This is a genomic window from Chryseobacterium flavum (assembly GCF_003385595.1).
In the GTDB taxonomy this organism is placed as follows: Bacteria; Bacteroidota; Bacteroidia; order Flavobacteriales; family Weeksellaceae; genus Chryseobacterium; species Chryseobacterium flavum.
This window is the reverse complement of record NZ_QNUE01000002.1, coordinates 222,675-242,317: the sequence shown is the minus strand read 5'-3', so window position 1 is coordinate 242,317 and position 19,643 is coordinate 222,675. Positions and strand designations below refer to the sequence as shown.

The window sequence follows — 19,643 nt, the reverse complement described above, 5'->3', positions numbered from 1 at the left end:
CCTGGGCTTCAAAAATGGATAAAATTAGTAAAGGTTTATTCATAAGGGTTGTTTTATCTAGCAAATATAAAAAATTATTAACGTTAAATTAAAGATTTTGAGATATATTTAAAGAAAATGGAGTTTTGTATACTAATGTTGTATTTGGTTTAACAAACTGAAGCCTTGCGGAATAAGAGGAAACCAATAATAAATAAGCTCAGAGCAGATACCATGTCTGCTCTGAGCTTATTTATTATTGTATGATATTGATAATCTGTAAGATTTGAGGCAAATGCTAATACTGCATTTTTCTTAGTTTAGGATTGGTACTTCCTACAAGCAATGCAATTAAAACAGTCATTGTCCCGCCAAATACAACAGAACGTACTACGCCCAAAACTTTGGCCATCAATCCGCTTTCAAACTGCCCCATTTCATTACTGGACATAATAAATATTGAGTTAACACTCAGGACTCTACCTCTGATGTGATCAGGGGTTTTTAACTGGACAATAGTTCCTCTGATTACTACTGAAATTCCGTCCAGCATTCCGCTCATCACAAGGAATATAAATGACAACCAGTAAAGTTTGGATAAGCCAAATCCGATAATACAAAGCCCGAACCCTGTAACAACTGCCAGCAATATTTTTCCCTGATTTTTACGCAGAGGAACAATAGATAAAATTGTGATGATGCACATAGAGCCGATGTCGGAAGCAGCATTAAGCAATCCAAAGCCTTCTGCTCCGGAGTCTAAAATATCTGTGGCAAATACGGGGATCATGGCAACCGCCCCTCCGAAAAGTACAGCAAACATATCAAGACATAATGCTCCCAATATCTCTTTGGTCTTAAATATATAAGATATTCCTTCACGCATGCTTTCAACTACATGTACAGAATCTTTTTTATTTTCTGAAAATTGTTTGTTAAGCTGCCAGAAAAATAATGAGGCTATAAATATAAGAGACAAGATGACCACTAATGTCCATTTTACTCCGAAATAGCCTATAAGAATTCCTCCGGTTGCATGGCCGCAGACTGAAGAGATCAGGAATGTTGCCTGATTTAAAGTTACTGCATTAGGAAGGTTTTCTTTTTTTACAATTCTTGGAATCATCGAGGGAACAATAGGGCCAATAAATGCTCTGGCTATTCCGGTAAAAAAAATGACTCCATAAATGAAATAGGTGATCTGGTGTCCTGTAAAATGCATTTGTACATTAAGAAATGCAGGAATCAGCAATAATCCTATCAGGAAAATATAGGCATAGTTACAAATGAGTAATAATCGTTTTTTTTCATTCATATCAATGACATGGCCCGCATACAAAGCGCAACTAACAGCAGGAATAACTTCCGAAAGTCCTATAAGGCCAATTGAAAACGGGTCTTTTGTTAATTGATATACCCACCATCCCAATAAAGTGGCAAGCATCCTGAAAGCTAAAACAATAAAAAATCTTCCGGTTAGAAGATTTCTGAACTCAACATTTTGTAATGTTTTTAACGGGGTAAAGGAAATCATGAACAAAAATAGTCCTAAATATTTATTTAGGACTACTCATATACTGAATTTTAAAAGATAAATTAAATATATCCCGAAAGATAAAATCTATTTTAGTCTGCTCTTGAAGCGCTGATTACCAATGCAGCAACACCTGCAGCTCCAATGATCGTAGCCCCTGCTGCTATTCTTGCTCTGGACCGGTCTTTCACAGCAGCTACATTTGATTTAGGAATTACGACTTCTGTACTATCTTTCTTGCCGGCAGTTCCCACCAGATTTTCTCCTACAACATTTCTGAATAATATTTTTTGTTTTGGAGATCCGTCTCTCATTTGTACAACATACATTTTTCCAGCCTCCAGATTGGAGTAATTATTTTTAGAAATGTCTTCGCTGTATTTTGTGGTAGCACAAGATGAAATGACAAATAAAGATGTTAATAAAGATGATTTTAACAGTACAGATGCTTTCATTATTTTCTTTTAGTTTTTCAAATTTATAATTTTTTTCGAATATACGTTTTTGGAATTGAAAAAATGTGCTTAAAGTTTGTAAATTTCTAATAGATCTGCAATATTTCTGTCATTGGCTAATCTTGGAGTCTTATTTTGCCCACCTAATTTGCCCTGAGATTTTGCATACTCATGAAAAGCATTTTTTCTAAGTTTTGTAATCTGTAGTTTTTGTAAAATATTCCCTGAAATCAAATCATTATAATATGTATTCCGGGCTCTTAGCTGTTCATCGAGCTCATTTCTGAAGGATTCCAGATCTTCCGGATCTTTTTCAAATTCAATAAACCATTCATGATATGGCAGACCTTTTCCGGGATTTACCTGAGGAGCCAGATGGAACTCTGTAATCCGGGCAGGAAATTTTTCCAATGTACTTTTTATTGCTTCCTCAACTTCAAAAGCAATAACATGTTCTCCAAACGCAGAGGTGAAATGTTTGGTTCTTCCACTGACTAAAATCCTGTAAGGGTTTTTATCAATAAACCGGACAACATCACCTATGGAGTAAGCCCATAGCCCGGAATTGGTTGTAATGACAAGGGCGTAATCTTTATAGAGTTCCGTCTCTTTTAAACTTAATCGCCTTGCCCCTGGTTTTCCATATTCTTCTAAAGGTATGAACTCATAAAAAATACCATGATTGGTCAGGAGCAAAAGGCCTTCACTTGTATAATCGTCCTGAAAAGCAAAAAAACCTTCAGAGGCAGGGAAAGTCTGTATAATATCTACTTTATCTCCCAGAAGATCTTCCATTTTATCTTTATATGGTTCATAGTTAACGCCTCCTGTAACTATAAGCTGCAGGTTCGGGAATAACTGTTTGATTTTTTTTCCATGCTTTTCCGTAAGCTTTTCAAAATACATGATCAGCCACGGAGGTATTCCGGAAATCAGGGTCATGTTTTCATGTTCTGTTTCCTCAATAATTTTTTCAACCTTAGCTTCCCAATCTTCCATAATATTGGTTTCCCAGCTAGGAAGCCGGTTTTTTTGGAGATAGGAAGGAATATGATGAGCTACAATTCCGGATAATCTTCCTGTTTTTATCCCAAAAACTTCTTCCAGTTCAGGGCTTCCCTGCAGAAAAATCATTTTTCCGTTAACAAAATCAGCATTGTTTTTTTTTGCAATATAATGGAAAAGGGCACTTTGAGCCCCTGCAATCTGAAAAGGCATTCCTTCTTTTGAAATAGGAATGTATTTGGAGCCGGAAGTTGTTCCTGAAGTTTTTGCAAAATATTCAGGGGTATCCGTCCAGAGAATATTTGCCTGGCCTTTTTTTACTCTTTCAATATAAGGTTTCAGATCTTCATAGTCCGACACAGGAACTCTATCCTGAAAATCTTTTAAGGAATGAATGTTCTCAAAGTCATGTTCTCTTCCAAAAAGAGTTTTTTCTGCAGTATGTACTAAAGAAAGTAATAGCTCTTCCTGATTCTTTTCCGCATCTTTTTTAAATGCCTTTGCTTTTTGAACATGCTTTTTTGCCCAGATAAGTGCTGTATTTTTCTTGAAGAAGTTTAACATGCTTCAAATTTATAAATAAGTACAGAATCTGTAGCTATTTTTTTATATGCTGTACCATAAAAAAACCGATAAAACTTTGTTTACCGGCATTCGAAATTTGATTATGAAAATAACAACTATATATGTTTAGGTTGTGCTTATTTGCTTGTTTTATATCTTTTGTCTGGAGTTCCGTCTTTTTTCAGATGTTTATTTGCTTTATACCTCTTGTCCGGAGTTCCGTCCTTTTTCATTTTAGCTACGGGTTGAGAAGGTTTAACTTCTGCAGGTGTTGTTGCTTTTACTGTTTTTACAGTCTGATGTGCAGTGCTTGTAGCAGGAACAGTCTGTTGTGCAGTTGCAAGTCCGAGTCCTAAAACCAGTGACATTGCTGATAATAATTTTTTCATAAGGATTACTGTTTGTTTTTGGTTGAGTAAAGGTATGCAAAAAGCAGGCTGAAAGTTTTTGTGTTTTTAAACTTAACTAAAGTTTATTACAGCTTAAAAAAAAATTAAATAAGTTTTGAGTATAAAAAAAGCCTGCTTTTAAACAGGCTTCTTATTATATAATGTATTAACGTGTACAGTTGGCTGTCCATGTTTTACCATCTTTAAGATACAGGATTTTTAATTCATTATTGTCAATTCTGATGTAAGAAGTTGTTGTGGAACCCACCATTACCAGCGTATGATCCCCTTTTTGTTCAAATTCTATCCCGTTAAGATCGGGGATGCTGTTTGAGAAAGCAAAATTGTATTTGGTCCCGCTGGCAATCTTTGTTACAAATACACTCCCGTTGTCAGTACTGATGTTGGTGCCCTGCCCGTCTTTGTATGAAATACTTCCTTTATAGGTTCCGGCAAAGAAGTCATTGTTAGTTGGATCATCATCACTGCTGCAGGATGAAAAAGATAATGCTGTAAAAACCAACAGCATCATAACTCCTAAAATTTTAATTGCTTTTTTCATAATACTATTCTTTTAGTGTTTAATAAGGTTAAAATCCCAAACATTATGCCATTGGAAATTTTTTACAACTATTTTAACAACCGGTTAAATAAATTAGTAAAAATTAAGATTTTTTGAAAAGCTCAGTTAGAAATCCAAATGCGTTTGAAAAACAGCCCAAGAAAAAATATCCGTACCTTTGTTCTTTACTTACGGTTTCGGGAAGCTCCCGAAATCGCTTTCGTCGTTTTATACTATTACTTATGCAGTTAAAACCTATTAACGAAAAATTTCTTCCGGACCTTCTTCAAAAGGAATTCGGAAAAGAAATTTTTACCCGGCTGGAAAGCGACCAGCATATCTCTGTAAAAGGGCATGCCGGTTCTTCTGTTTCCGTTTTTGTAGCAGAACTTTTTTTAGTTCAGAAGAAAAGTATCCTTTACTTAGTAGATGATAAAGAGGATGCTTTGTATGCCAATACAGAAATGGAAGACTTACTGGGAAAAGAAAAAGTATTGTATTTTCCTGCCACACATCTCGAACCCTATCAGGTAGAAAAAACTCAAAATGCTAATCTGGTCCTTAGAACTGAGGTTTTAAATAAAATAAATTCTGGCAGGTCTCCAAAGGTAATTGTCGCTTATGCCGGAGCTTTGTCCGAAAAAGTATTAAAGAAAGAAGATTTCAAAGCAATCTCTCATCATATTAAAGTGGGTGATCAGCTGGATTTTGATTTTGTAGATGAACTGCTAAATCATTATCATTTTCAACAGGCTGATTTTGTTTCTGAGCCCGGAGAGTTTTCTGTAAGAGGTGGAATTGTGGATGTCTTCTCTTATTCCCATGAAAAACCATATAGAATAACTTTTTTTGGAAATGAGGTAGAAAGCATTAAAACATTTGATATAGAAACTCAGCTTTCAGTAGATAAAGTAAAAGAATTTCAGCTGGTTTCCAACATGAATTTTTCAGTAACAGGAAGCAGGGTTTCATTGTTGCAGTTATTGCCAAAGGAGAGCTTTGTTATCTCCAGAAACGGAATGGTGGGAATGCAGAAAATTAAAGCATTTTATGAAAAGGCTCTGGAAAAGTATGATGCCTTAAGTAAAGACATCGCCCATCGGAGACCTGAGGAGCTGTTTATATCTGACCAGGAGTTTTTATTTGATTATAAAAAATTTGCAACGGTTGATTTTGGAGGGATAACTATTGAAGGTCTGAAAGAGGTGACCGAAATTAAAATTGATCAGCTTCCACAACCTTCTTTTCATAAAAACTTTGAACTGCTGATCGAAGATCTTGAAGAAAAACAGAATCAGGGTTTTGATACCTGGATTTCTTTTTCAACTGAAAAACAAAAGGAAAGGCTGGAATCCATTTTTGAAGAATTAGAGCATGAGCTGCCATTCAAAAGTTTTAAATCGGAACTTCATGAAGGTTTTGTAGATAACAATCATCAATTGTTAGTATATACAGACCATCAGATTTTTGACCGTTATCAGCGATATAAATCTAAAAATACATTTGCTAAATCAGAACAGCTTACCCTGAAAGATCTGATGTCCTTGAAAATCGGAGATTATATTGCACATATTGATCATGGGATAGGAAAATTCATGGGTCTGGTTAAAGTGAATAATGACGGGAAAATTCAGGAATGCTTTAAACTGACTTATAAAAATGGAGATTTATTGTATGTAAGTATTCATTCTCTACATAAAATTTCAAAATATAACGGACCGGAAGGAAAAGAAGTTGTACTGAGCAAATTAGGATCTCCTGCCTGGAAAACTTTAAAGCAGAAAACTAAAGCAAAAGTAAAACAGATTGCTTTTGACCTTATAAAATTATATGCTCAAAGGAAAACAGCAAAAGGATTTGCCTATACGCCGGATTCTTATTTACAGAATGAGCTGGAAGCAAGCTTTATTTATGAAGATACTCCGGATCAGGAAAAAGCAACAATTGATGTAAAAAAAGATATGGAGGCAGATACAGTCATGGACAGACTGGTTTGTGGAGACGTTGGTTTTGGAAAAACAGAGGTCGCGATCCGTGCTGCGTTTAAAGCAGCAACAGATGGGAAGCAGGTGGCTGTACTGGTTCCGACTACTATTTTGGCATTCCAGCATTACCGGAGCTTTAAAGAAAGGTTGAAAGATTTTCCTGTAAATGTTTCATATGTTAACCGTTTCAGAACAGCTAAGCAAAAGTCCGAAACCCTGGAAGATCTTAAAAATGGAAAAGTAGATATTATTATTGGAACCCATCAGTTGGTAAGCAGTTCTGTTAAGTTCAAGGATCTGGGATTATTGATCATTGATGAAGAACATAAGTTTGGTGTTTCAGTAAAAGATAAATTGAAAACCCTTAAAAATAATGTAGATACTCTTACATTAACCGCTACTCCTATTCCACGAACATTACAATTTTCTTTAATGGCGGCAAGGGACCTGTCAGTGATTAAAACCCCGCCTCCTAACAGGCAGCCTGTGGATACACAGCTTATAGGGTTTAATGAGGAAACAATACGTGATGCTGTTTCTTATGAGCTGCAGAGAGACGGCCAGGTTTATTTTATCAATAACAGGATTGAAAATCTTAAAGATATTGCGGGGCTTATTCAGCGTCTGGTTCCTGATGCCAGAGTTATTACCGGGCATGGTCAGATGGAAGGAAAACAGTTAGAAAAAAATGTTTTGGATTTCATGGAAGGGAAATATGATGTACTGGTTTCTACTACCATTGTAGAAAGCGGGGTAGATGTACCGAATGCCAATACCATTTTCATTAATGATGCCCACAGATTTGGAATGGCTGATTTACATCAGATGAGAGGAAGGGTAGGACGTAGTAATAGAAAGGCATTCTGTTATCTGATTACTCCTCCTTATGATATGATGACTTCTGATGCCCGGAAGCGGCTGGAAGCTATTGAACAATTTTCAGATCTGGGAAGCGGATTCCAGATTGCTATGAAAGATCTCGAGATCCGGGGAGCCGGGGATTTATTAGGAGCAGAGCAGAGCGGATTTATTAATGAAATGGGATTTGAAACCTACCAGAAACTCATGCAGGAAGCTCTGGAAGAACTAAAAGATGATGCAGACTTTGAGAATCTGTTTGAGAATGAAGAGGACCGGCAAAAACTTTTCAAATCTGTAAAAGAAGTAAATATTGATACCGATCTGGAACTGATGCTGCCTGACTTCTATATTTCCAATACGGAAGAGCGATTACTGCTTTATCAGAAAATTGCAGAAATCAATAATGAACAGGATCTTCATCAGTTTGAACTTGAACTGACAGACCGTTTTGGCCCGCTTCCCAAAGAAGCTGTTAACCTGTTGAAAAGTGTTTCCCTGAAGTGGCTGGCTGCTGATATTGGATTTGAAAAAATTGTTATGAAAAATGGTGTGTTTTTAGGTTATTTTCCAGGCAACCCGCAGGATAAATTTTACCAGACCGACCGATTCAGGCACATCATTAACTATTTAACAAGGAATCCTGCCGAAGCCCAGCTTAAAGAAAAGGCAGGTAAAGAAGGAAATCAGCTTATGATGAGAAAAGAAAAAATAAAGAATGTGGATGAGGTTAATGTTTTACTGAAAGCTATTATTGAACACAATTAAAAATTCCACGGGAACAATTTTTTAGGAAAGAAAAAACATATAAAAACTTAAGTTTTTATATGTTTTTTTGTGATTATTGTCAGCTTTTTGTTTCTGAATATTCATTTGTTTGAGAATTAAGATTATTTAAGTCTCTTTGAAATCACCTTTTATTGATTAAAAAAAATCTGTGAACTCTTTTGCATACGGCGTTTAAGGGATCATGGCAGCAGTAAGGAAGAGCAAAAAGTAGAGTTATGTAGAAATAATTCTACTTTTATGTGGGAAAATTTCTATGTTGTAATGTGTTTATTTCTATAGGCTTACAAATGTATAACTGGAATTTTTAGGGTTCTTATTTGTACATTTGCAGTCCTTATTATGAAAAAAATTATTTGTTGCTGCGTGGTTGGGTTAGTTTCACTCCATATTAACGCACAGGTGGGAATCGGGACTCCTAAGCCAAAATCTGCTCTCGATGTCAATGGAAAAACCACTTTAAGAAAAGAGCTTAGGGTAGGAGGAAGTTCAACTCAGGCTGGTGATGCCGGGTTAAACGGCCAGGTTTTGGTTTCTCAGGGAGAGGGTAATCCTCCGGTTTGGAAATCATTGAATGTTTCCTTTATGGAAGAGGGGCAATACAAATTGATCAATTCGTATTTGTCGTCAGATCAGGTAGGTATTTCAACGCTTTCAAATGGCGTTGCCGGAGATAATATCTATAGGAATAATGTAGGAGATGACATCACAGATCTTACAAAAGGTAAATGGACTAAAATTACCGGCCTGGAAAATAACTTTGCTATTAAAAATGGAAGGAACAGGCTAACGTACCAGTTCCAGTCAGGAGTTGAAATGAAAGCTCCTGTTTCTACCATTTCGGATAATGTTAGATTTGCCTGTGGAGTATTCAGAAATGGTAAACTGGTTGCTGTACGTCCTGATAGGATAGCTTCTAATAATAACTCTGGAAAAAACGGAATCCAGGATTATATTTTTACCCTTAATTATACAGAACTAAATGTTCCGGTTGGGGACCATAAAATTGAAATTGCATGCAGAAAGATTACAACATCTAATCAAAATTCCCAGTTCACTATTGGGCATAATGTTCAGAGTTCCAATGGTGCTTCTAATGCATTTACGTTAGAATCCAACATGAAAATAGATGTTATCGAATATGTAAGTTATAAAAACAACTAAGTGATGAAAAAATTATTATTGACTCTATTTCTTAGTGCAGGATTATTAATATACGCCCAGGTAGGAATTAAGACAGAATCTCCAAAAGCAATACTGGATGTTAACGGTGATATGAATTTAAGGAGTAAAATTGCAGTCTTTGATGCTACGGATAATACCGTGTCACAGGGAAATAATGACCAGCTTCTAGTGTCACAGGGGGAAGGCTATCCGCCTATCTGGAAAACACTACGTATTCCGGAATATGAGCCCAATAAATTTTACCTTATTTTCAACAATTCCTTTTCGGATAAGCAGGGAATTACGTTCGCTTCTTATGAGCAGGCGAATATAGCAACTTCCAGAGAAGTAACTTTTGTGAAAGGAACCAGTATAGGAAATTTGAACGGATTTAAAAAAATCGATGGGCTATCTAAGACAATCAGTGTTTTCAGTACTCAAAGTAAGGCCTACTTTCAATTCGAAACAGTAGTACAGGCTGATTTTAGTACCAATGGGTCTACAGATACATCGATAGATTATGCATGTGGAATTTTTGTAGATGATAAACTGATCAATTTAAGACAGAGAAATCTAAAAGCCATCAATTCCTCACATCCTTTTCTTACCCATACTCAGATTGGAGTTGTGGAAAATCTTTCTAAAGGAGATCATACTGTAAGTGTAGCATGTTCAAGACTTGCTTCTTACGGGGCAACGGGCAGGACATTGACAATAGGAAAAAATGTATATAGCAATATCAATGACTTTATTGCTCAATCTTCTCTGAAAGTAGATGTCTATGAGGTTCCGGAGGTATTTAACCCCATAATAAACTAAATGAGATATGAAAAAGATATTATTTTTAAAGTCTTTCTTGCTGGCTGTTTTTATGAATGCACAAGTAGGTATAAATACGCAAACCCCCACCAATATGCTGGATGTTAATGGGGATTTAAATGTCAGAAAAGAGTTAAGAACAGGGGGGACAGATTTACTAAAAGGGTCTGCCGGCAGGCCCGGGGATATTTTCCACAATAATTCTGAAATGACAGCCAATGATTGGAAATCAATTAAAATAGCTGACGGGCAGGGTAGTATGTCTTTGTTTTCTATCAATACTGTTGCAGATCAGACCGGGTTAACATTTACATCCCCTAACGGAGCCACTACTCCTTATTATGATGGTGATGCTCTGGCTGGTAACTGGACCGTACTTCCGGGAACAGCTGACACATTTTCTGTAACCAATATGACCAATAAGGTGACCTTCTCGTTCCAGACAACCGTTCAGAAAATTGGCGCAGGATCTGCGAGTTTCGCATGTGGAGTATTCGTTGATGATAAGCTAAAAGCTGTTAGAACAGACGTATTATTGGGTGAGAGCGGAGCTTATAAGATATTTAATCTTAATGCTACACTTTCCGATCTTACTCCTAAAAATAAATACATTGTCAAAGTTGCCTGTATAAAGAGAGCATTAAGCAGTACAACTCTGGGAATAGGAAGAGCGGTTGATCCTGTGTATTTAAGTAATGATATGTCACAATCTGTTTTGACTACATCTGTACTACAACCTTATTAATTTCATAATAAATATAATAATAGAGAATCTAAAAACGTTATGTTTTTAGATTTTCTTTGTTTTTAATGACTGTTTGTTGTGAATTTGTTTCTATAAATTACATGATTTTATCGAAAATTAAATTATATTTGGACGTACTAAAAACTAATTTTCTATGGTAAAAAACTATTTTCTTACAATGTTTACCGGTGTTGCTCTTATGGGGATATTGGCTGCATGTAATACAACCTCTGATCCTACAGAATCCATTCCAAATCCTGACGAGGGAGCTCCGCCCAAAAAGATATTGGAAAAGGTAAGTATGAACAGTATATCCCAGGAGGAATATATTACTTCAGGTGGGATATTGGAACAGGCAATCTTTAAAGCCGGGAATTCCAATGCATATTATACCGGTACTCTCACCTATAATACCAATAAGAAAATTACTAAAGTTAATTTTGTAAGCCAGACTTCAGGAAGTACAGCATATGAATTTAATATTACTCCTGATGCTAACGGTATGGTTTACAATGCATCTTGTACTGCAACAGCTTCAACCAGTGGAAATTCTTATGTAAGTGATTTTATTTTCAGTTATAATGTTGATGGAAAGCTGACTAAAATTCTGGAAAAGAGAAAAGTTGGGGGAATATCAGCCTACAATAAATTTATAGAGAACGTTTTTACATATAATGGGAACAATATCTTTAAAGTAACCTGCTCTAATGGTATTTTAGATAGTGATGGAGATCCGGATATGACGACTGCCACCAAAACGATTTATAGCTTCCAGAACTATGACTCTCAGAAAAGTCCTTTCGCAACACTTCCAAAGGTGTTTTTTTTAGTAAGAGGCCTTGTTGATCCTGTTAATTTCTACAGAATGTCTCCAAATAATCCTACATCCATATATGTTCAGATGCCTGCTCCGGCACCAGGAGTCAATATCTCACAAAGTTATACGTACGACAATCAGGGGTATCCGCTGACTGAAAAAAATCAGAAAATAGCTTATAGTTATAAGAATCTGTAAAAAGATTTCATTATTAATCTTATTGGAATATAATATAATCATATAATTTTTATGCAAAAAAAAATTATATTTGTCAAAAAATAATCAATTTATCAGGAAATGAAACAACTTTTCTATTTTATTTTATTAATCGCAGGCTTCTCCTCAATACATTCCTGCAAGGATCTAGTAGATGAAGAAGGGAATCCTCTGCTGGATCTTAACAATACGGGAGGATTAACCGGTCCCCGGGCATTATATAGAGAAATTACAGACAAAGATACTATAGCAGAATATCGTTATAGCGGGCTTCTTCTGAATACAGTGATCACAGATAGTGCTTCTATTACGAATGTGATGTACAGTGGAGATAAAATAAGTCAGATTAATTTTAACGGATTTTTAGACCTTGACGGAAATAGCAAACTGGACAAAGATAGTATCTCTTTTGAAAGGTTGCTGACTTATAACAATACCGGACGGTTAGAAAAAATTACTGAAAAACGTTCTGTTTTCAGAAGGCCTCCGCCGGTTCCACCTGCTACAACACCAGGTCCTCAAACACTTTTGGAAGAGACAACATCTATGTATCAAATCAAGTACACTGCAACTACAGGAAAACTGGAATCCATTCGTATGGAAAAAGGTCCGGCTGGAGCATCATTTAATTCTTTTACAGAAACCACCTATACGTATGTAGGAGACAATATCTCTAAGGTTGTAAAACATTATGGGCCTATAGCCGGGGGAACACCTGGCCCTGTTGACAGAAAGTACAGCTATGAATATTATGCATATGACAATGAAATCAGCCCTTTTACATTATTACCTTGGGCTTATAAGATTTCGAGGCTTCTAAATACTGATTTTAATGATAAAGAAAGTCTTATTTTGTCTCCGAATAACCCTAAAAGGTGGTCATTTACAGATTTGACACCGCCAATTCCTAATCCGATTGTAAAGAGTACAAACTATGTGTATGATCCTCAGACTTACATGACAAAAGGATTTGGAATAAATTATATCTATAAACCTCAGTAATAAACTTCTGAAAATATTTAAACTCAATCTTTAAGGTTGAGTTTTTTATTTTTATCCCTTAATTTTGCAAAAAATTTCTGATGAAATATTTAATAGTTGGTCTGGGGAACAAAGGCTCAGAATATGAAAATACACGACATAATATAGGCTTTAAAGTAGCTGAAAAAATTGCTGAAAAGTTAGAAGTCTCATTTAATACAGCAAATTTCGGATGGCTTGCGGAAGGAAAATACAAAGGACGAAAAGTTTTTGTTCTTAAGCCTGACACCTATATGAACCTTTCAGGAAATGCCGTAAGGTATTGGATGCAGAAAGAAAATATTCCTCTGGAAAATATTTTAATCATTACGGATGATCTGGCTCTTCCTTTTGGAACATTGCGAATGAAGGGTAAAGGATCGGATGCTGGGCATAACGGACTTAAAAATATTAATGAAGTGCTGCAGACCCAAAACTATACCCGGCTCCGGTTTGGAATTTCAGCAGATTTTGCTGCCGGAAGACAGGTCGATTATGTCCTTGGAACCTGGAATGAAGAAGAATCTGAGAAGCTTGAAGAAAGAATTGAAACCTTTTCTAAGGCAGGTCTTTCTTTTGTATTTGCGGGTTTGAACAATACAATGTCTGCATTTAATGGGAAATAAGTATCCTACTCAGGAATAGGTAATAGAAAAGGCCATCGAATCCGATGGCCTTACTGTATTCTTATAATTGTTTAATCAACCTTAGAGCAACCAGCTTACTGCCCCTGTTTCAACATCATAATTAGCCCCAACAATTTTAATTTTCCCCTCATTTTCAAGGTTTCTGAGTGTTGAGCTCTGTTTGCGTATATCTTCAATTGCATTTTTTACATTCTGCTGGTTGAGTCTTTCTAAAAGCGAGCTGTTTTTTGATGAACGCTCTTCATTTTCCTCAATCACTTCATTAATAATAGGTGTGAAATGATTGATAAGATGATTAAGGTTATCCATTCCCAGCCCTTCAATCTGTGCAGCATCAAGACTCCCTTTTAAGGCTCCGCATTTCGTATGACCTAATACAACGATAAGTTTGGAACCGGCAACATTGCATCCGAACTCCATTGAGCCCAGAATATCCTGGTTTACGAAATTTCCGGCAATTCTGATGCTGAAAATATCCCCTAGCCCCTGGTCAAAAATAAGTTCTGCAGATGTACGGCTGTCTATACAGCTTAAAACTACGGCAAACGGCCATTGTCCTTCGCGTGTGGCGTTAACCTGTTCCAGAAGATCCCTGTTTGCCTTAAGATTATTTACAAATCTCTGGTTTCCTTCCTGTAAGAATTCTAATGCTTTTTCAGGAGTGATTGTTGATTGGGTTTCGTATGTATGTGCTTTCATATAATTTTATTGTTTTGAATTTTTAAAGTTAAAAAATAATTGGCCGTAGAGATTACATGGCTCTTTTATGGGTTACCAGGATATGTGAGTCTTCACTTCTTTCATAATCTCTGTACGAAGTTTTGAAGCCTAAAAGCTCTACCGTAATATCCTGCTCCTTGGCACGGATATTGGCAAAATCCTGAATCATTTCCAGAACATCAGTAGCAATATACGAGGTGTTTCTTGCATCTATTATTATGTTAGAATTTGGCTTGATATTTTTAAGCGTTTTTTTAATAGCTGCTTTATTTAAAAATGAAACTTCCTCTGCTAATTTGATTTTAATTCCATCTGCATCATCCAGTGTTTCTCTGCTCAGATAATAAGCTCTTTTCATATTTCCCTGCAGAATATAGAAGATAGAAATGGTAAGACCTATTCCTACTCCTTTTAACAGGTCAGTTGCTACAACAGCTATAACAGTGGCCACAAATGGAATAAACTGGAATTTTCCCAAATGCCAGAAATGTTTGAATGTTGCGGGTTTTGCTAATTTATACCCCACCAATATCAATACAGCAGCTAATGTGGCAAGTGGTATCATGTTCAGAATGACAGGAATTGTAAGTACACATACCAATAACAATACGCCATGAATCATTGCTGATAGTTTAGATGTGGCTCCTGCATTGGCATTGGCTGAACTTCTTACCACAACGGAAGTCATTGGAAGCCCGCCGATGAATGAACTTATCAGGTTTCCGATTCCCTGGGCTTTCAGTTCAAGATTGGTATCGGTAATCCTTCTTTGGGTGTCCAGACGATCAGATGCCTCAATACACAGTAATGTTTCAATAGAAGCTACAATAGCAATCGTTGCTCCTACAATCCAAACTTTTGGATTGGTAAATCCGTTAAAATCAGGCATTGTAATCAGATTTTTAAAATCATCCAGGGATTGTGGAACAGGTAATGATACCAAATGCTCATTGCTGATTGCGAGGGAGCTTCCTGATAATTTGAAAAGTTCATTCAGAAGAATCCCGATTACTACTGCTGCCAGTGCTCCCGGAAGCATCTTCATTCTTTTCAGAGCGTGCACTTTGTCCCATGCAATAAGTATTGCTACAGAAACAATGGTAACAATAACAGCCCCGGGATGAATCGCTCCGAATAATTCTGTAAAGTATCCGAAATTTAATCCATTGTCAAAGATAGACTCATGTCCTTCATAATCTTTATCAAAACCTAAAGCATGTGGAATCTGCTTTAAAATAATAATGATACCGATGGCGGCAAGCATTCCTTCAATAACATTGTTCGGAAAGTAGTTTGAAATACTTCCTGCTCTTACGAAACCTAAGATCAATTGTATAAGTCCTGCAATAATACCTGCACAAAGGAAAAGTTCAAATGCACCAAGATCTGTTATAGCTGTTAAAACTATTGCCGTTAAACCGGCAGCAGGTCCGGATACTGAAATATTTGAATTACTGATTAATCCTACGACAAGGCCTCCTACAATTCCTGCAATAATACCTGATAATGGCGGAGCACCTGAGGCTAAAGCAATTCCCAGACATAATGGGAGTGCTACTAAAAATACCACGAGTCCTGAAGGAAAGTTCTCCTTTATTCCTCCTATTAATGATGTCTTTTTCATGATGTAAAGCTGTGAAATATAACCTGGCTTATTTTATAAGTCAGTTATGAAAGTTTTTAAATTTTTAATTTTTAAAGTACATGTGTATCCTATATCAAAAAACTGATACAGAATAAGTGTCAAAAAAATCTACTGTTAAAAACTAAGCTTCCGGAGGGGGAGAAAATATAGTAAGCAGAGGCGAAAGATGAAAGGAATCATCGATCAGAACAAAGGACATTCCCTGAAAATCAGGTTCAGAAAACTTAAGGTAATCAAAAACGTCCAAAGTTTTTGGAATAGCCTTTTCGTAAACAATAAAAGAAGATGGGTTTGAATGTGGTTCTTCTTCGTTGATTATCACATTCGTTCTCGCAATATCCCATCCGGCTACTGCAGCTATGCCTGGCAGCGCCGTGAAATTTAGAAAAAACGTTAATACAATAATACTCCAGAATTTCATCTTACATTCATTTAGAAAAACTATTTTGTTTTTCTGCTCATCACCCAGTCAGAACCAGTAAGGTTGTAGATTTTTTGGATATCTTTTAAGGTTTTCTCAAAATCAATCTCCAAATCAATAATCTTACCTGTTCTCAGGTCAAATACCCAGCCATGTACAATAGGATACTCTTCTAAAATGTATCTTTCCTGTACACAGGCCATTTTAACAACATTAATACACTGCTCCTGAACATTAAGTTCAACAAGCCTGTCGTAACGTTTGTCTTCGTCTTCAATAGAATCAAGCTCAGCCTGATGTAATCTGTAAACATCGCGGATGTTTCTCAGCCAAGGATTTAATAAACCTAAATCCTGAGGAGTCATTGCTGCTTTTACACCACCACAGTTGTAATGTCCGCATACAATAATGTGTTTTACTTTCAGATGCTCTACAGCATATTGGATAACCGCCGTAGAACTCATATCTAAAGTATTGACAACATTGGCAATGTTTCGGTGAACAAAAACTTCACCCGGCTTTGCACCCATCAGTTCTTCCGCTGTTGCTCTACTGTCTGAACATCCGATATACAGGTAGTCAGGAGTTTGAGTTTTTGCTAATTCCTGGAAGAAATTCGGGTCTTCCGAGACTTTTGATTCTACCCATTTTCTGTTGTTTTCGAAAATAACCTCGTACGATTGTGACATAATTTAAATTTTTAAAAGTTTATAATTATTTATTTCGTTTAAATTATTTTCAAATTCAATAGACTAAATCAATAACTATGCAAAAATATACTTTTTGATGAATAAATGGCTAGTTTTAACAAAGTTTAATATTAAAATATGCTTAAAATCATGTCTTGTAAAAACGCTGCCCGCCTTATATTAAGTTTGATAATTCAAACATCAAAATTCCAGGATAAAATTACGAAGTATAAATTATAATTCAGGATTAGAAAATTAAAATATTCTTAATTTTTCCAAATAAAAACTGATTGGATGAAAAATGTGCAGAAACCAGAGCTTATTAGTCAGACTTTGTTGTTGATATAGCCCGCTGTAGCCTCGGTATTAGGATATATTTTCCCAGGATTGCCCATGACCATTGAATCAGAGGGAACATCAAAGTTAACATATGCATTCGGCGCAATCAGTACATTGTTTCCGATGCTGATGCTTCCTACAATAACAGCATTTGGCCCGATCCAGACTTCATCTCCAATAACCGGATATCCTTCATTTTTTCCACGGTTTTGCTGTCCTATAGTAACCCCCTGGGCAATATTGCAGTTTCTTCCGATTTTTGCTTTAGGATTAATTACCAAAGCACCCCAATGTCCTAAATATAACCCCTCTCCGATTTCAGTTTCAGGATAGATCTGAAATCCGTATTTTATTTGGTAATGTCTTAAAATGATCTTCCAGAAGAGGGCGGGAACAGGATTATGTTTATATCTCTGAGCTTTTCTGAGGATATAAACATAATGAAGATTTGGATTGATACATTTTGCCCAAATTTTTAAGGGTGAAAGCCACTTTCCACTTTCTCTGTAAAAGTCTTTTTGTATAATTGTGTAATCTGGCATCGCAAGTATTTATACAGTGTCAATGATTTCCTGGAGGTGTGAAACTGATTTTTGAAGTACAAAAGGAAGGTCAGTAGCTGTTATTTCCATTTCATACTTTTTGGCTAGCTCTTTATCTGTTAGGAATTTTTTCATACCTTCATAAATGCCGTCTTCTGAATTTGAAGTAATGATCCCTAATTTTCCATTCTGGAGAAGATCTTTAATTCCTGATACATCAGTGGATACTACAGGTTTATTCAGAATAAGAGCTTCTGCAATAATGGTTGGAAAACCTTCATGTCTTGATGACATTACATAAAAATCAGATTCTTTAAGGTATGGATAAGGATTACTTCTGAACCCTAGCATTTTTACTGTTTCCTGAAGCTCAAGCTGGTTCAGTTTCGTTTGAATATTTTCAAAATCAAAGCCGTCACCAATAATGATAATCTGGTGCTGAAGCCCCTCTTTTAATAATTTTTTGTGAACATCAAGAAGCCTGTCATATCCTTTTTGCGGATATACTGTACCAATTGTAATAAAAGTGGGAAGATTTTTTGAAAATGGATAATCGTTAATAGGTATATCTGCTTTCCTGATGGTATCTTCTTTGTCAATCGGGTTGAAAATCTTTATAACAGACTGTTTTTCTTTATCAGTTTTGGCAAGTTTCTGCATTTCCTCTTTCAGTTTATTGGAAATGACCAATATCTTATCAAACCTGAAAAATTGCTTTATGATTTCCGGAGTATATTCTTTCAGATTAAAAATATCATTCTGTATCCAGATAATCTTTTTTGAATCCTTTTGGGGACTGGAAAGGAGTTCCCTGTACATGCCATGAATGGCTGCAATTTCTACATCATATTTTTTATTTTTTAAAATAAATCTGTAAAGAAGGGAAGGAAACAATAAAAACATTTTCTGGTATAATACCCTGAAGGCTTTCACAGGTATTTCATGGGGCCTGTTCGTGGTAATCATTTCTCCTTTCAGCAGATAATGTAATTTTACCCATGACGGAACTTCCTGAATATACATTCCGGTATAAAGGTTGATCAGCAGGTCTACATCATATTTATCTTCAGGAAGGTTTTTAAGAAAATTGATCAACACTTTTTCTGCGCCTCCGTGTCTTAGAGAACCAATTCTGATAAGGATTTTCTTTTTTTCAGCCATTTATTTTTTTTATTGGTTTATAGGTATGAGGAAGGTTCTGTTTAATATAATTTTCCAGCTTTGCTCTGTCCGGTTCAAGCTCACGCGGATACATTACATTGTTTTTTAAAGCCTTATTACCATATTCTTCGATTGTACAAATAAATTTTGCAGGAACTCCTGCATAAACCGTTCCATCAGGCATTGAAGAAGTGAGAATGGAACCTGCTCCTAAAACACAGTTGTCTCCCATTTCAACTCCTAACATGATAATGGTATCCGCACCAATGAAACATTGCTTTCCTATTTTTATCCGGCCAAAAGCTCTGACATCCCTGAACTTTTCAAAAAAATGTAGTGCATTATATCCTCCGTCATGGTTGATGAATCTTACATTATTGGAAAGTGTGGTTTCATCACCTATTTCAATTAAAAAAGGTTCTGTTCCGAGTTCGGGAACTTCTACGAAACGAACATTTTTTCCTACCTTTAATCCTTTGGCAATACAAATTTTCAGATAAATTTGTTTGATTAGATATTGATAAGTGGTATGAATTTTTAATATAACACGATAAATAAATATCATCATTCTAAATTTGTTT

General features: G+C 35.9%; 19 protein-coding genes. 7 read left to right on the top strand and 12 right to left on the bottom strand.

Going from position 1 to position 19,643, the window contains the following annotated elements; all coding sequences use genetic code 11:
- Positions 1–277: 277 nt before the first annotated feature.
- The 5 genes from DRF59_RS03210 to DRF59_RS03190 form a co-directional block, all read right to left on the bottom strand.
- Positions 278–1,513, bottom strand: coding sequence for an MFS transporter (locus DRF59_RS03210; protein ID WP_115956843.1), 1,236 nt, complete (start codon positions 1,511–1,513; stop codon positions 278–280).
- 92 nt (positions 1,514–1,605) lie between these two features.
- Positions 1,606–1,968: a hypothetical protein gene (locus tag DRF59_RS03205; protein ID WP_115956842.1), complete on the bottom strand. Its 363-nt coding sequence runs from the start codon at positions 1,966–1,968 to the stop codon at positions 1,606–1,608.
- A 69-nt stretch (positions 1,969–2,037) separates the two neighbouring features.
- Positions 2,038–3,537, bottom strand: coding sequence for a GH3 auxin-responsive promoter family protein (locus tag DRF59_RS03200; protein WP_115956841.1), 1,500 nt, complete (start codon positions 3,535–3,537; stop codon positions 2,038–2,040).
- Between the two features lie 137 nt (positions 3,538–3,674).
- Complete coding sequence (locus DRF59_RS03195) at positions 3,675–3,926, bottom strand: hypothetical protein (RefSeq protein ID WP_115956840.1); 252 nt, start codon at positions 3,924–3,926, stop codon at positions 3,675–3,677.
- Between the two features lie 166 nt (positions 3,927–4,092).
- Positions 4,093–4,488, bottom strand: a complete 396-nt coding sequence (locus DRF59_RS03190) for a hypothetical protein (RefSeq protein ID WP_115956839.1) — start codon at positions 4,486–4,488, stop codon at positions 4,093–4,095.
- 242 nt (positions 4,489–4,730) lie between these two features.
- Between DRF59_RS03190 and mfd the strand changes: the two genes are divergently transcribed.
- The 7 genes from mfd (at position 4,731) to pth (ending at position 13,524) form a co-directional block, all read left to right on the top strand.
- Positions 4,731–8,099, top strand: coding sequence for a transcription-repair coupling factor (gene mfd, locus DRF59_RS03185; protein WP_115956838.1), 3,369 nt, complete (start codon positions 4,731–4,733; stop codon positions 8,097–8,099).
- Positions 8,100–8,459: 360 nt separating this feature from the next.
- Positions 8,460–9,281, top strand: coding sequence for a hypothetical protein (locus DRF59_RS03180; RefSeq protein WP_115956837.1), 822 nt, complete (start codon positions 8,460–8,462; stop codon positions 9,279–9,281).
- Positions 9,282–9,284: 3 nt separating this feature from the next.
- The gene (locus tag DRF59_RS03175; RefSeq protein ID WP_167456639.1) at positions 9,285–10,100 is read left to right on the top strand and encodes a hypothetical protein; all 816 of its coding nucleotides are present in this window, start codon (positions 9,285–9,287) and stop codon (positions 10,098–10,100) included.
- Between the two features lie 7 nt (positions 10,101–10,107).
- Positions 10,108–10,845 carry a hypothetical protein gene (locus DRF59_RS03170; RefSeq protein ID WP_115956835.1) on the top strand — a complete coding sequence of 246 codons (738 nt, stop codon included), beginning with the start codon at positions 10,108–10,110 and terminating at the stop codon, positions 10,843–10,845.
- A gap of 154 nt (positions 10,846–10,999) precedes the next feature.
- A complete protein-coding gene (locus DRF59_RS03165; RefSeq protein ID WP_115956834.1) occupies positions 11,000–11,860 on the top strand; it encodes a hypothetical protein in 861 nt (286 codons plus the stop codon).
- A gap of 99 nt (positions 11,861–11,959) precedes the next feature.
- A complete protein-coding gene (locus DRF59_RS03160; RefSeq protein ID WP_115956833.1) occupies positions 11,960–12,880 on the top strand; it encodes a hypothetical protein in 921 nt (306 codons plus the stop codon).
- 80 nt (positions 12,881–12,960) lie between these two features.
- Entirely contained in the window at positions 12,961–13,524 is a 564-nt protein-coding gene (gene pth, locus DRF59_RS03155) for an aminoacyl-tRNA hydrolase (protein ID WP_115956832.1), read from the top strand.
- 81 nt (positions 13,525–13,605) lie between these two features.
- Here the strand turns inward: pth and DRF59_RS03150 are convergent, their stop codons facing one another.
- From DRF59_RS03150 to DRF59_RS03120, 7 genes are all read right to left on the bottom strand, one after another.
- The gene (locus DRF59_RS03150) at positions 13,606–14,244 is read right to left on the bottom strand and encodes a carbonic anhydrase (protein WP_115956831.1); all 639 of its coding nucleotides are present in this window, start codon (positions 14,242–14,244) and stop codon (positions 13,606–13,608) included.
- Between the two features lie 52 nt (positions 14,245–14,296).
- Positions 14,297–15,889: a SulP family inorganic anion transporter gene (locus DRF59_RS03145; protein ID WP_115956830.1), complete on the bottom strand. Its 1,593-nt coding sequence runs from the start codon at positions 15,887–15,889 to the stop codon at positions 14,297–14,299.
- Between the two features lie 142 nt (positions 15,890–16,031).
- The gene (locus DRF59_RS03140) at positions 16,032–16,331 is read right to left on the bottom strand and encodes a hypothetical protein (RefSeq protein ID WP_115956829.1); all 300 of its coding nucleotides are present in this window, start codon (positions 16,329–16,331) and stop codon (positions 16,032–16,034) included.
- Between the two features lie 20 nt (positions 16,332–16,351).
- Complete coding sequence (locus tag DRF59_RS03135; RefSeq protein WP_115956828.1) at positions 16,352–17,020, bottom strand: carbonic anhydrase; 669 nt, start codon at positions 17,018–17,020, stop codon at positions 16,352–16,354.
- Between the two features lie 326 nt (positions 17,021–17,346).
- Complete coding sequence (locus DRF59_RS03130; protein ID WP_115956827.1) at positions 17,347–17,901, bottom strand: serine acetyltransferase; 555 nt, start codon at positions 17,899–17,901, stop codon at positions 17,347–17,349.
- A 9-nt stretch (positions 17,902–17,910) separates the two neighbouring features.
- Entirely contained in the window at positions 17,911–19,062 is a 1,152-nt protein-coding gene (locus DRF59_RS03125) for a glycosyltransferase (protein ID WP_115956826.1), read from the bottom strand.
- Positions 19,055–19,630: an acyltransferase gene (locus tag DRF59_RS03120; protein WP_241505467.1), complete on the bottom strand. Its 576-nt coding sequence runs from the start codon at positions 19,628–19,630 to the stop codon at positions 19,055–19,057. Before DRF59_RS03120 ends, DRF59_RS03125 begins: the two co-directional genes overlap by 8 nt.
- Positions 19,631–19,643 lie beyond the last annotated feature (13 nt).

Coding starts and splice junctions, on each gene's coding strand:
- DRF59_RS03210 (WP_115956843.1), bottom strand. CDS start 1,513: ATGATTTCCTTTACCCCGTTAAAAACATTACAAAATGTTGAGTTCAGA.
- DRF59_RS03205 (WP_115956842.1), bottom strand. CDS start 1,968: ATGAAAGCATCTGTACTGTTAAAATCATCTTTATTAACATCTTTATTT.
- DRF59_RS03200 (WP_115956841.1), bottom strand. CDS start 3,537: ATGTTAAACTTCTTCAAGAAAAATACAGCACTTATCTGGGCAAAAAAG.
- DRF59_RS03195 (WP_115956840.1), bottom strand. CDS start 3,926: ATGAAAAAATTATTATCAGCAATGTCACTGGTTTTAGGACTCGGACTT.
- DRF59_RS03190 (WP_115956839.1), bottom strand. CDS start 4,488: ATGAAAAAAGCAATTAAAATTTTAGGAGTTATGATGCTGTTGGTTTTT.
- mfd (WP_115956838.1), top strand. CDS start 4,731: ATGCAGTTAAAACCTATTAACGAAAAATTTCTTCCGGACCTTCTTCAA.
- DRF59_RS03180 (WP_115956837.1), top strand. CDS start 8,460: ATGAAAAAAATTATTTGTTGCTGCGTGGTTGGGTTAGTTTCACTCCAT.
- DRF59_RS03175 (WP_167456639.1), top strand. CDS start 9,285: ATGAAAAAATTATTATTGACTCTATTTCTTAGTGCAGGATTATTAATA.
- DRF59_RS03170 (WP_115956835.1), top strand. CDS start 10,108: ATGAAAAAGATATTATTTTTAAAGTCTTTCTTGCTGGCTGTTTTTATG.
- DRF59_RS03165 (WP_115956834.1), top strand. CDS start 11,000: ATGGTAAAAAACTATTTTCTTACAATGTTTACCGGTGTTGCTCTTATG.
- DRF59_RS03160 (WP_115956833.1), top strand. CDS start 11,960: ATGAAACAACTTTTCTATTTTATTTTATTAATCGCAGGCTTCTCCTCA.
- pth (WP_115956832.1), top strand. CDS start 12,961: ATGAAATATTTAATAGTTGGTCTGGGGAACAAAGGCTCAGAATATGAA.
- DRF59_RS03150 (WP_115956831.1), bottom strand. CDS start 14,244: ATGAAAGCACATACATACGAAACCCAATCAACAATCACTCCTGAAAAA.
- DRF59_RS03145 (WP_115956830.1), bottom strand. CDS start 15,889: ATGAAAAAGACATCATTAATAGGAGGAATAAAGGAGAACTTTCCTTCA.
- DRF59_RS03140 (WP_115956829.1), bottom strand. CDS start 16,331: ATGAAATTCTGGAGTATTATTGTATTAACGTTTTTTCTAAATTTCACG.
- DRF59_RS03135 (WP_115956828.1), bottom strand. CDS start 17,020: ATGTCACAATCGTACGAGGTTATTTTCGAAAACAACAGAAAATGGGTA.
- DRF59_RS03130 (WP_115956827.1), bottom strand. CDS start 17,901: ATGCCAGATTACACAATTATACAAAAAGACTTTTACAGAGAAAGTGGA.
- DRF59_RS03125 (WP_115956826.1), bottom strand. CDS start 19,062: ATGGCTGAAAAAAAGAAAATCCTTATCAGAATTGGTTCTCTAAGACAC.
- DRF59_RS03120 (WP_241505467.1), bottom strand. CDS start 19,630: ATGATGATATTTATTTATCGTGTTATATTAAAAATTCATACCACTTAT.